The sequence below is a fragment of the Lelliottia nimipressuralis genome (assembly GCF_041464075.1).
Taxonomy (GTDB): Bacteria; Pseudomonadota; Gammaproteobacteria; order Enterobacterales; family Enterobacteriaceae; genus Enterobacter; species Enterobacter nimipressuralis.
In genome coordinates this window covers 1,996,351-2,012,223 of sequence record NZ_CP167172.1, presented here as the reverse complement: position 1 = coordinate 2,012,223, position 15,873 = coordinate 1,996,351, and the positions used below count along the sequence as shown (strand labels likewise).

Annotated in this window: 13 protein-coding genes; 8 read left to right on the top strand and 5 right to left on the bottom strand. The window is 56.0% G+C overall.

Going from position 1 to position 15,873, the window contains the following annotated elements:
• Positions 1-144: 144 nt before the first annotated feature.
• Positions 145-1,074: a DNA replication terminus site-binding protein gene (gene tus, locus ACB496_RS09450; protein ID WP_371975033.1), complete on the top strand. Its 930-nt coding sequence runs from the start codon at positions 145-147 to the stop codon at positions 1,072-1,074.
• On the opposite strand, the gene fumC is transcribed toward tus, so the two are convergent.
• Complete coding sequence (gene fumC, locus ACB496_RS09445) at positions 1,075-2,469, bottom strand: class II fumarate hydratase (RefSeq protein WP_371975032.1); 1,395 nt, start codon at positions 2,467-2,469, stop codon at positions 1,075-1,077.
• Positions 2,470-2,615: 146 nt separating this feature from the next.
• The gene (gene fumA / locus ACB496_RS09440; protein ID WP_100780369.1) at positions 2,616-4,262 is read right to left on the bottom strand and encodes a class I fumarate hydratase FumA; all 1,647 of its coding nucleotides are present in this window, start codon (positions 4,260-4,262) and stop codon (positions 2,616-2,618) included.
• Positions 4,263-4,462: 200 nt separating this feature from the next.
• Here fumA and manA point away from each other — a divergent pair, with 200 nt between their 5' ends.
• The gene (gene manA, locus ACB496_RS09435; protein WP_371975031.1) at positions 4,463-5,638 is read left to right on the top strand and encodes a mannose-6-phosphate isomerase; all 1,176 of its coding nucleotides are present in this window, start codon (positions 4,463-4,465) and stop codon (positions 5,636-5,638) included.
• Positions 5,639-5,723: 85 nt separating this feature from the next.
• Positions 5,724-7,250, top strand: a complete 1,527-nt coding sequence (locus tag ACB496_RS09430; RefSeq protein ID WP_102103581.1) for a YdgA family protein — start codon at positions 5,724-5,726, stop codon at positions 7,248-7,250.
• A gap of 74 nt (positions 7,251-7,324) precedes the next feature.
• On the opposite strand, the gene ACB496_RS09425 is transcribed toward ACB496_RS09430, so the two are convergent.
• On the bottom strand, positions 7,325-7,840 hold the full coding sequence (locus ACB496_RS09425; protein WP_194514041.1) for a phospholipase D family protein: 516 nt from the start codon (positions 7,838-7,840) through the stop codon (positions 7,325-7,327).
• Between the two features lie 267 nt (positions 7,841-8,107).
• On the opposite strand from ACB496_RS09425, the gene ACB496_RS09420 reads away from it, so the two are divergent.
• A complete protein-coding gene (locus ACB496_RS09420; RefSeq protein ID WP_371975220.1) occupies positions 8,108-9,220 on the top strand; it encodes a serine hydrolase domain-containing protein in 1,113 nt (370 codons plus the stop codon).
• Between the two features lie 9 nt (positions 9,221-9,229).
• Here ACB496_RS09420 and ACB496_RS09415 read toward each other — a convergent pair whose 3' ends face one another.
• On the bottom strand, positions 9,230-10,258 hold the full coding sequence (locus ACB496_RS09415) for a Mal regulon transcriptional regulator MalI (RefSeq protein ID WP_100780374.1): 1,029 nt from the start codon (positions 10,256-10,258) through the stop codon (positions 9,230-9,232).
• 178 nt (positions 10,259-10,436) lie between these two features.
• Here ACB496_RS09415 and malX point away from each other — a divergent pair, with 178 nt between their 5' ends.
• From malX to add, 3 genes are all read left to right on the top strand, one after another.
• Positions 10,437-12,029, top strand: a complete 1,593-nt coding sequence (gene malX / locus ACB496_RS09410; RefSeq protein WP_100780375.1) for a maltose/glucose-specific PTS transporter subunit IIBC — start codon at positions 10,437-10,439, stop codon at positions 12,027-12,029.
• Between the two features lie 50 nt (positions 12,030-12,079).
• Positions 12,080-13,252 carry a MalY/PatB family protein gene (locus ACB496_RS09405; protein WP_371975030.1) on the top strand — a complete coding sequence of 391 codons (1,173 nt, stop codon included), beginning with the start codon at positions 12,080-12,082 and terminating at the stop codon, positions 13,250-13,252.
• A 96-nt stretch (positions 13,253-13,348) separates the two neighbouring features.
• Positions 13,349-14,347, top strand: a complete 999-nt coding sequence (gene add / locus ACB496_RS09400) for an adenosine deaminase (RefSeq protein WP_102103577.1) — start codon at positions 13,349-13,351, stop codon at positions 14,345-14,347.
• A gap of 36 nt (positions 14,348-14,383) precedes the next feature.
• Here add and ACB496_RS09395 read toward each other — a convergent pair whose 3' ends face one another.
• On the bottom strand, positions 14,384-15,424 hold the full coding sequence (locus ACB496_RS09395) for an oxidoreductase (protein WP_102103576.1): 1,041 nt from the start codon (positions 15,422-15,424) through the stop codon (positions 14,384-14,386).
• A gap of 245 nt (positions 15,425-15,669) precedes the next feature.
• Here ACB496_RS09395 and blr point away from each other — a divergent pair, with 245 nt between their 5' ends.
• Positions 15,670-15,795 carry a division septum protein Blr gene (gene blr / locus ACB496_RS09390; protein ID WP_181827939.1) on the top strand — a complete coding sequence of 42 codons (126 nt, stop codon included), beginning with the start codon at positions 15,670-15,672 and terminating at the stop codon, positions 15,793-15,795.
• Positions 15,796-15,873: the final 78 nt, after the last annotated feature.

The following is a 15,873-nucleotide window of genomic DNA, read 5'->3' as shown; positions in this document are numbered from 1 at the left end:
AAGAGACGGGAAGTATACAAATTTCGTATATTTAACCCCCAACTAATAAGCATCCATTGTCTCTGCCAGACCCATTCCGCACCGTAGCCTGACCCGGCACACTGTGCTATATAATAAGTATGTTGTAACTACTGCGAGCGTTTTATGGCGACCTACGATCTTCTCGAGCGGCTGAACTCCACCTTTCACCAGATAGAACACGAATTGATGAGCCTGAGCGAACGGCTGAAAACCTGTCGGCTGCTGGCCGCGCGGGTTTTCACCCTGCCGGACGTGGTGAAAGGCGCAGAGCACGATCCGCTGGATGTGATTGAGGTGAAGCAACATATCGGCAAGGAGGCGCTGGATCTGACGCTGGCGCACTATCGCCATCTGTTTATTCAGCAGCAGTCAGAAAACCGCAGCAGTAAAGCTGCCGTGCGTCTGCCGGGGGTGATCTGTCTCCAATGCGACACGTCCCTGCGCGAACAGCTTGAAAGCCAGATTGCGCACATTAATACCCTCAAAGCCGCGTTTGAGAAGATCGTAACCGAAGAGTCGGGTCTGGTCCCTGCCGCGCGCTTTGAGTGGGTGCATCGCCAGTTGCCGGGCCTGATTACCCTCAACGCCTACCGCACGCTGACGCTGCTGCGTCATCCGGCGACTCTGCGCTTTGGCTGGGCGAACAAACATATCATCAAAAATTTCACCCGCAATGAGGTGCTGTCACTGCTGGAGAAGAGCCTGAAATCGCCGCGCACTATGGCGCCCTGGTCGCGCGAACAGTGGATTGAGCGGTTAGAGCAGGAGTACGAGAATATTGCCGCGCTGCCTGACGATGCGCGCCTCAAAATCAAACGTCCGGTGAAGGTGCAGCCGATTGCGCGCGTCTGGTATGCGGGAGAGCAAAAGCAGGTACAGTACGCCTGCCCGACGCCGCTGATTGCCCTGTACGATGCAGATCAAGGGGCGATGGTGCCAGACATTGGCGAACTGCTGAATTACGATGCGGACAATATTCAGCATCGTTATAAACCTCAGGCGCAGCCGCTGCGCTTGATCATTCCACGGCTGCACCTGTATGTGGCGGAGTGATTACTTCAGGCTGCCTACCATCTCTTCCGGGCGCACCCAGGTATCAAACTCGGCCTCCGTCAGATAGCCCAGCGCCAGCGCTGAGGCTTTCAGCGTCAGCCCCTCTTTGTGCGCTTTTTTGGCGATTTCAGCCGCTTTGTCGTAGCCGATATGCGTGTTGAGCGCGGTGACCAGCATCAGCGACTCATTCAGTAGCTGGCTGATACGGTCGCGGTTTGGCTCGATGCCGGTCGCGCAGTGCTCGTTGAAGCTCTCCATACCGTCCGCCAGCAGGCGCACCGATTGCAGGAAGTTATGGATCACCATCGGGCGATAGACGTTCAGCTCAAAGTTGCCTGACGCCCCGCCGAGATTCACCGCGACGTCGTTGCCGATCACCTGACAGCAGAGCATGGTCATGGCTTCGCACTGAGTCGGGTTCACTTTGCCCGGCATGATGGAGCTGCCCGGCTCATTTTCCGGAATGCTGATTTCACCGATCCCGCAGCGCGGCCCGGAGGCCAGCCAGCGTACGTCGTTGGCGATTTTCATCAGCGAGGCCGCCAGCCCTTTCAGCGCACCGTGGGCGTGGACCAGCGCATCGCAGGTGCCGAGCGCTTCGAATTTATTCGGCGCGGTCACAAACGGCTGCCCGGTGATCGCGGCCAGCTCTTTCGCCACGCGTACGGCATATTCCGGATGGGTGTTCAGCCCCGTCCCCACCGCCGTACCGCCCAGCGCCAGCTCCGAGAGGTGCGGCAGGCTGTGGTCGATATGCTTGAGGTTGTGTTCCAGCATCGCCACCCAGCCGGAGATCTCCTGTCCGAGGGTCAGCGGCGTGGCGTCCTGCAGATGGGTACGACCAATTTTGACGATGTCAGCGAACGCCTGCGATTTTGCCGTCAGGGTCTGAGTCAGCACTTTCAACTGCGGAATGAGATGCTCGCGCAGGCCGATGATCGCCGCCACGTGCATCGCGGTCGGGAATACATCGTTAGAACTTTGGCTTTTATTGACGTCATCGTTCGGGTGTACTTTGCGCTCCATCCCGCGTACGCCGCCCAGCAGTTCGCTCGCGCGGTTAGCCAGAACCTCGTTCATGTTCATGTTGCTTTGGGTGCCGGAGCCGGTCTGCCAGATGGCAAGGGGGAATTCGTCCGGGTGTTTATCGGCCAGCACTTCGTCGGCGGCACTGATAATAGCGGTGGTTTTTTCAGCGGACAGCAGACCCAGATCCTGGTTGACCTTCGCGGCTGCGCGTTTGGTGAGCGCCAGGGCGTGGATCAGAGAAACGGGCATTTTCTCCGTCGAGATGCGGAAATGTTCCAGCGAGCGCTGAGTTTGCGCGCCCCATAGCTTGTCAGCCGGGACGTCGATTGCGCCCATGGAATCTTTCTCGCGGCGTTGCGTTGTCATTACTTTCTCCTTGATAACAATGAAATGGGGGACATTGCTCACATGCTGGATTAAGTATTGTTTGCTTCAGGAAAACGGTATGGCGCTTTGTGCGCTCTTGTGGTGAGTCGTGCCGGGTGAAGCGAAACCGCCACCCGGCACAAAAACTACTTAACGCACGCTGAACACTGGGACGACTGGATCTGCTTGAAGAAGTCGTTGCCCTTGTCATCCACGAGGATAAACGCCGGGAAATCTTCTACTTCAATTTTCCAGATGGCTTCCATCCCCAGTTCCGGGTATTCCACGCACTCCAGGCTCTTAATACTGCCCTGTGCCAGCACCGCTGCCGGGCCGCCGATGCTGCCGAGATAGAATCCGCCGTGTTTGTGGCAGGCATCCGTCACCTGCTGGCTGCGGTTGCCTTTGGCCAGCATGATCATGCTCCCACCGTTGGCCTGCAGCTGATCCACGTAGGAGTCCATGCGCCCTGCCGTTGTCGGGCCGAGTGAACCAGAGGCATAACCTTCCGGGGTTTTCGCCGGGCCTGCGTAGTAGATTGGGTGGTCTTTCACGTACTGCGGCAGACCTTCGCCCTTATCCAGACGCTCCTGCAGTTTCGCGTGAGCGATGTCGCGGCCAACGATAATGGTGCCGTTCAGCGACAGACGCGTGGAGACCGGGTATTGCGACAGCTGGGCCAGGATTTCGCTCATCGGACGATTGAGATCGACATGCACCGCTTCACCTTCACCGGCCTGACGCAACTCCTGCGGAATGTATTTCCCCGGATTGTTTTCCAGTTTTTCGATCCAGATACCGTCGCGGTTGATCTTCGCTTTGATATTGCGATCCGCAGAGCAGGAGACGCCCATCCCGACCGGACAAGACGCACCGTGGCGCGGCAGACGGATGACGCGGATATCGTGAGCAAAATATTTGCCGCCGAACTGTGCGCCTAAGCCTAAATTCTGCGCTTCTGTCAGCAACTCCTGTTCGAGCTGAACGTCACGGAATGCCTGACCGTGTTCGTTCCCTTCCGTTGGCAGGCCGTCATAGTATTTGGTCGACGCCAGTTTGACGGTTTTCAGGGTGCTTTCCGCCGACGTCCCGCCGATAACAAACGCGATGTGATACGGCGGACAGGCTGCCGTGCCAAGCGTGCGCATCTTCTCGACCAGGTAATTTTTCAGCTTGCCCGGCGAAAGCAGCGCTTTGGTTTCCTGGTACAGATAGGTTTTGTTCGCGGAGCCGCCGCCTTTGGCGATGCACAGGAATTTGTACTCGTCGCCGTCGACGCTGTAGAGGTCGATCTGCGCCGGCAGGTTAGTGCCGGTATTGACCTCTTTATACATATCCAGCGCCGCGTTTTGCGAATAACGCAGGTTATCTTCGATGTAAGTGTTGTAGACACCGTGGGCCAGCGCCGCTTCGTCACCGCCGCCAGTCCAGACGCGCTGGCCTTTTTTGCCGGTGATGATCGCCGTGCCCGTGTCCTGACAGGTCGGCAGAATGCCTTTCGCAGCAATATCGGAGTTACGCAGGAACTGCAGCGCGACGTATTTGTCGTTTTCGCTGGCCTGCGGATCGCTCAGGATATCGGCAACCTGCTGCTGATGCGCGGGGCGCAGCATAAAGGAGGCATCGTGGAAGGCGTGCTGCGCCAGTAAGGTCAGCGCCTGCGGGTCAACTTTGAGGATCTCCTGCCCTTCGAATTCAGAGACAGAGACGTGATCGGATGTTAACAGATAGTATTCGGTCTGATCCTTTGCCAGCGGGAAAGGATCTTGATAATGAAAGGGTTTGTTCGACATTGTTCTCTCACTTACTGCTTCGGTCTGGTTATTTAAGAGCAGATGTTCCGCTGCCCTGCTTAAAAGCGAGTTTGCTTATCCTACACAATTTTTTAACAAAAACTGAGACTAGTACGACTTTTTACATGCGCAGGTTACTTCCGGGCGGTTTATTGCTTTAATACGCGAAGATAATTCCACATTTGAAACAGGGCTTGATAATGCAAAAACTCATCAACTCAGTGCAGAACTATGCCTGGGGAAGTCAAACTGCGTTAACGGATCTCTACGGTATTGCCAATCCTGACAACCTGCCGATGGCAGAGCTGTGGATGGGCGCGCATCCGAAGAGCAGCTCAAAAATTGAAGATGCCAGCGGCCAGGTACGCTCTCTGCGCGAGGTGATCGACGCGGACAAAGCGACGCTCCTGGGCGATGCCGTGGCGCAGCGTTTCGGCGAACTGCCGTTCCTGTTCAAGGTGCTTTGCGCCGCGCAGCCGCTCTCCATTCAGGTGCACCCGAACAAGAAAGCGTCTGAAATAGGTTTTGAGAAAGAGAATAAAGCCGGTATCCCACTGGATGCCGCCGAACGTAACTACAAAGATCCGAACCATAAGCCAGAGCTGGTGTTCGCGTTAACGCCGTTCCTGGCGATGAACGCCTTCCGCGAGTTCTCGGAAATTGTTTCGCTGCTGCAGCCGGTCGCGGGCGCCCATCATGCTATTGCCCATTTCCTCGAAAACCCGGACGCCGCAGGCTTAAGCCAGCTGTTTGCCAGCCTGCTGAATATGCAGGATGACGAGAAATCCCACGCGCTGGCGGTGCTGAAAGCCGCTCTCAATAACCAGCGGGGTGAACCCTGGCAGACCATTCGCCTGATTTCTGAGTTCTACCCGAACGACAGCGGCCTCTTCTCTCCGCTGCTGCTGAACGTGGTGAAACTGAATCCAGGCGAAGCGATGTTCCTGTTTGCGGAAACCCCGCATGCGTATCTGCAGGGCGTGGCGCTGGAAGTGATGGCAAACTCCGATAACGTACTTCGCGCCGGGCTGACGCCAAAATATATTGATATCCCGGAGCTGGTAGCGAACGTCAAATTCGTCGCCAAACCTGCCGCAGAGCTGCTGACTCAGCCGGTGAAAAACGGCGCAGAGCTGGACTTCCCGATTCCTGTCGACGACTTCGCTTTTGCGCTGCACGACCTGAGCGCGACGGAAACCGCGGTCTCACAGCAGAGTGCGGCAATCCTGTTCTGTGTTGAAGGCGAAGCGGTGCTGAGCAAAGGCGAACAGCGCCTGGTGCTCAAACCTGGTGAGTCGGCGTTTGTCGCGGCGAATGAGTCCCCGATCGCTATCAGCGGAAATGGCCGCCTGGCAAGGGTCTTCAATAAGCTATAAGTTTATCGACTCTCTTGCTAAGCTAGTGGAAGACTTAATCACCAGGCGGTTTTTACCGCCTGGTTTCATTTTATGGACAATCATGATGAAAAAATCGGTTATAGCGGTTGGTGTTGTTGTCGCATTAGGGGTGGTCTGGACGGGCGCCTCCTGGTTTACGGGCAAACAGCTGGAGAGTCGTCTGGCAGAGATGGTGGCGCAGGCTAACAGCGAAATCAAACGCACGGCGCCGGAAGCCGGGCTGGAATTAAGCTATCAGAACTATCAGCGCGGCGTCTTCAAAAGCCATATGCAACTGGTGGTTAAACCCGTTGCGGGCACCGAAAACGGCTGGCTGAAAGACGGTCACAGCGTGGTGCTGGACGAAGTTGTCGATCACGGTCCGTTCCCGCTGGCACAGCTGAAGCATTTCAATCTGATTCCGTCCATGGCGTCGGTAAAAACCACGCTGGTCAACAACGAAGCGTCTAAACCGCTGTTTGAACTGGCGAAAAATGAGTCGCCGTTTGTGGTGGATACGCGCATCAGCTACGCCGGCGATACAAGCTCCGATATCGCCCTGAAAGCGCTGAATTATGAAAAAGGCGACGAGAAAGTGGCCTTCAGCGGCGGCGATTTCAAACTCGACGCGGATCGCGACGGTAACGTCTTTACCCTGAGCGGCTCGGCGGAAAGTGGCCTGGTCAACGCGGTTAACGAATACAATCAGAAGGTTCAGCTGACCTTCAATAATCTTAAAGCCGACGGCAACAGCCGTATGACCACCTTTGGCGAGCGCATGGGCGACCAGCAAATCAGCCTGGGTAAAATGGCGATTGCCGTGGAAGGCAAAGAGATGGCCGTTCTGGAAGGGATGGAATTGGTCGGTAAATCCGATCTCTCCAAAGACGGTAAGAGCGTCAACAGCCAGCTGGATTACAGCCTGAATAGCCTCAAAGTACAGAGCCAGGATCTGGGTTCCAGCAAACTGACCCTGAAACTCGGCAATATCGACGGCCAGGCCTGGCATCAGTTCAGTCAGCAGTATCGTGCGCAAAGCCAGGCGCTGCTGGCCGATAAAGAGCTGATGACCAAAAATCCTGAGCTGTATCAGCAAAAAGCAATGGATGCCCTGTTAAGCAACCTGCCGCTGCTGCTGAAAGGCGAGCCGGTGATCACGATCGCCCCACTGAGCTGGAAAAACAGCAAAGGCGAAACCAACTTCAACCTGTCCCTGTTCCTGAAAGATCCGGCCACTGCGACCGGTGAAGCGCAGACGCTGGCGCAGGAAGTGGATCGTAGCGTGAAATCCATCGACAGCAAACTGACGATCCCGATGGATATGGCGACCGAGTTTATGACCCAGATTGCGAAGCTCGAAGGCTATAACGACGCCGATGCGGCTAAGCTCGCCAGCCAGCAGGTGAAAGGCATGGCGGCCATGGGCCAGATGTTCCGCATCACCACGCTTGAAGACAACGTGATTAGCACCAGCCTGCAGTATGCGAATGGTCAGGTAACGTTAAACGGTCAGAAAATGCCGCTCGAAGACTTTGTCGGTATGTTTGGTATGCCAACGCTTGGGATGCCGGAACCGGCTGAACCTGCGGCTCCAGCAGTACCGCAGCAGTAATACAGGCATTGCCCGGCTCGTTGTTCGCCGGGCATTAGTCTTACCCGCCGGGTGCGCTGTGCTACCCGGCAGTTTTACGCAGAGAAATCCACCCCTTGCTGCCAGCGGTTTTCCCAGTGCGCAAGATACTCCGCCACCAGATCCGGTGCGTTGTGAATCACAATCACGTTTTCCGAATTCTTAGACTCCGCCGTTTTGGCAAAATTAAATGACCCGGTTTCGACCGTACTCCCGTCTACAATAATCACTTTATCGTGTTGAATACGGTAATGATTATCCGTTCTGAGCTTAACGCCGTTATGTGCCACATAGCGCATCGCCTGCAGGCTTTTCCCACTAACGTTGCCGTTCTGATCAATCACGATTTGCACATCGACGCCGCGCTTCTGCGCCGCCACCAGCGCGTTCATGATATCCGGGGCGCTAAACGAAAAGGCCATCATGCGGATCGATTTTGTCGCGTCATTGATGGTTTTGAGCACCAGCTCCTGGGCGCCCCCTTCCGGTGAAAAACCGACTTCGATATTGCTGGCGGCAAAGGAGATGGCGGGAACAAAGGCTAAAGCGAGCAGGGTTTTACAGAGTTGCATGGCGGTAATCGTTTTACAGAACTTAACAGGAGCGCAGAATATGCCTCGTAAGGCGGGCAAGGCTCTTGATCTGGATCACCGCCTCCTGATGCCCTCTGCCCAAAAGCGTCAAAAATAGGCGCCTGCCGGGCCGCATTTTTGTATACTGCGCGCTCTATTTTTCCTGGACGGCGGCACAGTCAGCTTTTAAGAATGAACATTAAAACACCATTACTGCTTTTGTCCCTGTTGGTGTTAGCTGGCTGTGGAAACAGTACGTTATCGCAAATGGATATGCCGGAACAAAAGAGTACCCGTATTGTGGTCGGATACTACGGTCGCGGGATCGACCCGATGATCCAGCAGTACATGCAAGAAAAAGAGGTGACCGGGATGATTGTCGCCATTATTCAGCATAACGGCCCCACCGAATTTCACAGCTACGGCGTAACCGACGCAAAAAACCAGTACCCCGTCACCCCGGATACCCTCTTTGCACTCGGCTCACTGAGCAAAGGTGTTACCGCCGAAGTCACGACCCTGCTGGTCAATGAGGGCAAACTCCGCTGGACGGATACGCTCGCGACCCTACTGCCTGAAGGCACACCCTTAAGTGCTGACGCGAAAAACATCACCCTGTTGCAGCTGGTCACTCACACGTCTGGCTTACCGCGCCAGCCGATGGATCTGTTGACTCTCGAAAATCTTGTGCGCTATTTCAGTACCGGCGAGAACTTCTATTCAGAACTCGACAGCAATAACGTACTCAATTACCTGCGCGATTTCTCTGCGCCTGACTCACACGAACCACAGTATTCAAACATCGGCTATGCCCTCCTCGGCTATATTCTGCAACGAAAGACGGGTGAATCGATCGAAGCCCTGGCCCAGCGGCTGATTTTTCAGCCACTCGACATGCAAAACTCCAGCTATACGCCGGAAATACTGGCGGCATACCCGAGGCGTGCGCTCGGCCACGCAGGGGATCAACCCAAATTGATACGCCGTGGCGAACTGACGCCGGACTGGCATTTTCAGCACAACATGACCGCAGCGGCAAGCCTCTACAGCAGCGCCCGCGATCTGGCGGCCTACGCCCGGGCGCACGTCAGCGCGACGCAGGATAAGGCGATCAACCAGGCTTTCAAGGACGTCACCCGTACTTACTATTATCGGCACAAAGAGGCCGCCAATATCGCGTGGGTGAGTGATGAGACGGACGGCCAGAAAATGACCTATCAGGTGGGGTATATTGGCGGGTATTCCAGTTACATTGGCTTTGATAAACAGAATCAAAATGCGGTGATTGTGCTGCAAAACAGTTTCAACTGGAGTAATTACATCGGCCAGACGATTTTGACTCATCTGGCGAAAAAACCGCAAAACCGTGCGGCACGTTGATTCACATCGTTATTTCGTCGTTACCAGTCGCGCCGACACGATCTGATGCCCGGCCTGGACGTCTGATTTCTCAATTCGCTGCATCATGCGGTCTGCCAGGGTGTAACCCATCTCCCGCGCGGGCGTTGTCGCCCAGACAATAGGCAGATCGTCCAGCGCGTTTTCCCCGACATCCGCAAAAGCACCCAGCGCCACCTGCTGGTCGAAGAAAGTCTCTACACCACCCTCGCCGCTCTGACGTCCGGCGCGGAGCAAGCCGAACCAGGCCCCCATGGCGATAATATCGTTGTAACAGATCACCGCGCTGATGGTGGGATTACTGCGCAGCAGCGCGCCCATCGCTTCGGCGGCTTTTTTCTGGCTCGATTCGCACTCAACCACCCATTCGCTGTGGAACGGCAGACCGTATTTTATCAGCGTCGAACAGTAACCGCCCACGCGTTCGGCGCGCGTAAGGGACGAACTCTTGCCGCCCAGCCAGGCGATGCGCTGATGCCCGCGACGAATCAGATGCTCGGTCAACATTTGTGCGGCCTGCATGTTATCGGGGCGCAGGGTATCGGCTTCATCGAGATAGCTGGCGCGTGAGGCAAACACCAGCGGAACGCCCTTCTGTGCCGCGCGCTCGCACAGCTCGCTCCCCACGCCAGACGCCCCCGCGATAATCACGCCGTCCACGCCCTGCGTCAGCAACATATCCAGCCGGGAGAGCAGTTGATCCGCTTCGCGCCCGCCGTGGAGTAAAAAGACCATCCGTCCCTGCGCTTCCAGCGCTTCTGTTAGCCCGGCGGTAAGTTCTGCATAAAACGGCGACGTCAGATCGCGCACGATCAACCCAATCACGCCGCTCTGCCCGCCGCGCAGAGACGCTGCCTGGCGATTACGCACAAACCCCAGTTGCTCAACCGCCTCGTTCACGCGCTGGCCCGTCGCGGGAGAAATGCGCCCTTTTCCGCTTAAGACCAGCGAAACGGTGCTCACCGATACCCCGGCCGCCAGCGCAACATCATTGATGGTGATCTTCTTCGCAACAGACATGTGAACGCGCAACTCCCTGATGTGCAGTCGGATAAAACGTTTTATCAATAGGTTCTATTTATACTGCTAATTAAAGCATGAGAATGTGATTCAGCGCGCACTAAAGTTTGGTAAAACGTTTTATCTTCTCGCCACAGTGAAACAGATAAAACCCTTTTAACCATCAAGGAGTCGTTTTATGACGGCGAAAGCAGCACAAAAAATATCGCTGTGGGAGTTTTTCCAGCAACTGGGTAAAACCTTTATGTTGCCGGTGGCTCTGCTCTCTTTTTGCGGGATCATGCTCGGGATCGGCAGCTCACTTAGCAGCCATGATGTCATTACCCTGATCCCCTTCCTCGGCAACCCGGTGCTGCAGGCGATCTTCATCTGGATGAGTAAAGTCGGCTCCTTTGCCTTTAGCTTCCTGCCCGTCATGTTCTGTATCGCTATCCCGCTGGGGCTGGCGCGCGAGAACAAAGGCGTGGCGGCGTTTGCCGGTTTTGTCGGCTACGCGGTGATGAACCTGGCGGTGAATTTCTGGCTGACCGCGAAAGGCATTCTGCCCACCACCGACGCGGCAGTGCTGAAAGCGAACAACATTCAGAGCGTGCTGGGTATTCAGTCGATCGACACCGGGATCCTCGGTGCGGTTATTGCCGGTGTGATCATCTGGATGCTGCACGAGCGCTTCCACAATATCCGTCTGCCGGACGCCCTGGCCTTCTTCGGCGGTACCCGCTTTGTGCCGATTGTCACCCTGGTGGTCATGGGTCTGTTTGGTCTGGTGATCCCCCTGATCTGGCCGGTCTTCGCGATGGGGATTACGGCGATTGGCCGCATCATCAACAGCGCAGGCGATTTCGGCCCGATGATTTTCGGTACCGGTGAACGTCTGTTGCTGCCGTTCGGTTTACAGCACATTCTTGTCGCGCTGATTCGCTTTACCGAAGCGGGCGGCACGATGGACGTCTGCGGCCACGACGTGAGTGGCGCGCTGACTATCTTCCAGGCGCAGCTGAGCTGCCCGACCACCCACGGCTTCTCTGAAAGTGCGACCCGCTTCCTGTCCCAGGGTAAAATGCCGGCCTTCTTAGGCGGTTTGCCGGGTGCGGCGCTGGCGATGTACCACTGCGCGCGTCCTGAAAACCGTCATAAAATTAAAGGCCTGCTGATCTCCGGCGTCATCGCCTGCGTGGTTGGCGGAACGACTGAGCCAATCGAGTTCCTGTTCCTGTTCGTTGCACCGGTGCTGTATCTCATCCACGCCGTGCTGACCGGTCTGGGCTTCACCGTGATGGCGGTGCTGGGTGTGACCATCGGTAACACCGACGGCAACGTGATTGACTTCGTGGTGTTCGGCATCCTGCACGGTCTGTCGACCAAGTGGTATCTGGTGCCGGTTGTGGCGGCTATCTGGTTTGCGGTGTACTACGGTATCTTCCGCTTCGCCATCACCCGCTTTAATCTGAAAACACCGGGCCGCGATACCGATACCGCCAGCAGCGTGGAACAAGCCGTTGTGGGTACCGTCGGTAAATCCGGCTACAACACGCCAGCGATTCTGGCGGCACTGGGCGGCGCGGATAACATCACGTCTCTCGATAACTGCATCACCCGCCTGCGTCTGTCGGTGAACGATATGTCCAAGGTGGACACCAACGCCCTGAAGGCCAACCGGGCCATCGGCGTGGTACAGTTAAATCAGCATAATTTGCAGGTGGTGATTGGGCCGCAGGTCCAGTCGGTTAAAGATGAGCTATCGACGCTGATGCGTACGGTAGAAGCCTGACACCTCACCCCCTTCTGGCGAAGGGGGTTTTGACTTTAAGGACGAGCGCTATGTTTGATTTTTCAACCGTCGTCGATCGCCACGGGACCTGGTGTACCCAATGGGATTACGTTGCCGACCGCTTCGGTGCCGACGATCTGCTGCCCTTTACCATTTCCGATATGGATTTTGCCACCGCACCGTGCATCATCGACGCGCTGAATCAACGCATCAGTCACGGCGTGTTTGGCTACAGCCGCTGGAAAAACGACGAATTTCTCGCCGCCGTTGCGCACTGGTTCCAGCAGCGTTTTCACAGCCAGATTGATACGAACACCCTGGTGTACGGTCCGTCGGTCATTTATATGGTTTCCGAGATGATCCGCGTGTGGTCGAAACCCGGCGACGGCATCGTGGTGCATACCCCCGCCTACGATGCGTTTTACAACGCCATCCAGGGCAACGATCGCAACGTCGTTCCGGTCGCAATGCAAAAAAACACAGCCGGCTGGGAGTGCGATATGACCAGCCTGGAAGTCGCGCTGGCGAAACCGGAAAACACGATTTTATTGCTGTGCAGCCCGCAAAATCCGACCGGTAAAGTCTGGACGCGCGACGAGCTGAACACCATGGCCGAGCTGTGTGCGCGCTACGATGTGGCGGTGATCAGCGACGAAATCCACATGGATATGGTGTGGGGCGACCATCAGCATACGCCGTGGAACGAGGTGGCGCGCAGCAAATGGGCGCTGCTAACGTCAGGCTCCAAGAGCTTTAATATTCCGGCGCTTACCGGGGCGTACGGGCTGATCGGTGACGATGAAAGTCGCGCAAGCTATCTTAACGCCCTTAAGGGCCGCGACGGGCTTTCATCTCCGTCCGTGCTGGCACTGACGGCACATATCGCCGCCTATCAGCAGGGCGAGCCGTGGCTGGATGCCCTGCGCGCCTATCTGGAGGCGAATTTACGGTATGTGGCTGAGCAACTCAACGCTGCATTCCCGCAGCTCAACTGGCAGCCGCCGGAAGCGACCTATCTGGCATGGATTGATTTGAGCGCGCTCGGTATCGACGACAAAGCGCTGCAGAACGTACTCATTGAGCAGCAAAAAGTCGCGATCATGCCAGGTTACACGTACGGCGTGGAGGGTAACGGGTATGTACGCCTGAATGCCGGATGTCCACGCAGTAAACTGGAACAGGGCGTTGAGCGGCTGATTGCGGGGATTCATTCTCTGCTCTGACAGGTTGCGCAATGGAATATTCCATTGCGCAAATAGCTTTTTACCCGCAAATGTTTTTATAATGTGGCGCACTTTAACCAGAAAATGAGTGCGACCATGATTGATACCCGCCTTCCCCTTACCGATATTCACCGTCACCTTGATGGCAACATTCGTGCCCAAACCATTCTCGATCTTGGCCGCCAGTTTAATTTGTCCCTGCCCGCTCAAACTATTGAGACACTCATTCCCCACGTCCAGGTGACGGCGAACGAACCGGATCTGGTGAGCTTCCTCAGCAAACTGGACTGGGGCGTGAAAGTGCTGGCGTCGCTAGATGCCTGTCGTCGCGTGGCGTTCGAGAATATCGAAGATGCGGCGCGCAATGGCCTGCATTATGTCGAACTGCGTTTTTCCCCAGGCTATATGGCGATGACCCACAATCTGCCCGTCGACGGCGTGGTGGAAGCGGTTATCGCAGGCGTGCGCGAAGGCTGTAAGGCGTTTAACGTACAGGCAAATCTGATTGGCATTATGAGCCGCACCTTCGGTGAAGCGGCCTGTCTGCAGGAGCTGGAAGCGCTGCTGGCCCATCGCGATCAGATCACTGCCGTCGATCTGGCGGGTGATGAACTTGGCTTCCCCGGCAGCCTGTTCCTCTCTCATTTCAACCGCGCTCGCGACGCGGGCTGGCATGTTACCGTGCATGCGGGCGAAGCGGCCGGTCCGGAAAGTATCTGGCAGGCAATTCGTGAGCTGGGTGCCGAGCGTATCGGCCACGGTGTGAAAGCCGTTGAAGACCGGGCGCTGATGGATTTCCTGGTCGAGCAGCGCATCGGCATCGAATCCTGTCTGACGTCTAACATTCAGACCAGCACCGTTGCGTCACTGGCGCAGCATCCGCTGAAGACGTTCCTCGCGCACGGCGTGCTGGCAACGCTGAACACCGACGATCCGGCAGTACAGGGTGTCGATATTATTCATGAGTATAATGTTGCCGCGCCGCAGGCGGGACTGAGCCGCGAAGAGATTCGACAGGCGCAGATCAACGGCCTGGAAATTGCGTTCTTGAGCGCAGCTGAAAAACAGGCTCTGCGCGATAAAGTCGCAGGCTAAGAAGTAAAAGGCCGGCAAATTTGCCGGCCTTTTTTATTACGCCAGACAGAGCGTCGAGCGGTGTTTCGCTGATTCGATGCCCAGCTCAATCAGTTCCATAATCTGAATCGCCTGGCTTGCCGGAACCGGGTTTTCGCCCGTGCCGTTCAGGGCATCGCGGATCGCCGCATAGTAGGCCGGATAGTTCCCCGGCAGAGTCAGCCAGGTTTCCTGCACCTGCTCCTCCCCTTCGACACGCGTTAACACGCCGTCACGCATATCGTAGCCCCAGTCTTCCTGCGGCAGGCGTTCGCCGTTTTTCAGACGGTCTTCCTGCGGATCCAGACCAAACTTAACGTAGCTCCCGCGCGTGCCGTGCACGATATAGCGCGCAGATTCTGCCGCCGCCAGCATGGTGCCGTGCAGCACCACACGACGCTGTGGATAGGTCAAAATCGCGTGGAAATAGTCCGTGGCCTGTGCGCCCGGGCGCAGCTGCGCCAGATCGACCGTCACGCTGACCGGCAGACCAAACAGATTCACCGCCTGATCCAGCAGATGCGGGGCCAGATCGTACCAGATACCGCTGCCCGGACCGGCCTGCTCGCGCCAACGGTTACGTACCTGTGGGCGGAAACGATCGAAATGGGATTCGAAGTACGCCACTTCACCCAGCGTCCCTTCGTTCATCAGGGCCTTAAGTGTGAGGAAATCACTGTCCCAGCGACGGTTGTGGAATACCGACAGCAGACGTCCCAGACTTTTTGCCAGCGCATCCAGCTCGCGTGCCTGAGACAGCGTCACGGTAAAAGGCTTATCCACCACCACATGCTTACCCGCTTCCAGCGCCGCTTTTGCCAGCGGGAAGTGGGTATCGTTTGGCGTGGGGATCACGATTAAATCGATATTCGGATCGTTAAACAGGTGCTTAGGTTCAGACACTACCGGAACCGCAGGCCAGTCAGCATGCACTTTCGACGCATCACTGCTTGAAACCGCCGCCAGCTCCATTCCAGGCGTACCGGCAATCAGCGGTGCGTGAAACGTCTTGCTCGCATAACCATAACCAATTAATCCGACGCGGATTTTGTCACTCATGTCGTTGCCTCTCGTCTTGTCTTTCACTCATTTCACACTATCAACAAGCCTGTCACAACCGTTTTGTAATGGATTACAAAAAGTAAAACAGCACGACTGACCAGCGGTCTTTGTTACAATTATATAACCTGCTGAATTCATACATAGAAACCGTTCCCAAAGGACTTGCGATAGCGGAAATCGCGCTGTAACATTCTCAATCTGTATTTATGGATAAATCACAAACAAGAATCATGACGTCAATTATCAATCGAATCGTTGAATTAGCAGGATGGGTTGTCCTGGGTGTTTCCGTCATTTTACTCGGCGTTGCCAGCCATATTGATAACTACCAGCCACCAGAACCGGTTGCGGCGTCTCAGACCAAATAAGTTCTGCTGGCAAAAGAGTGACATATACTGTCAGTTGCCGGTTGCCAGCCACGGTCATCAGAGTTAACCTTCTTCTGC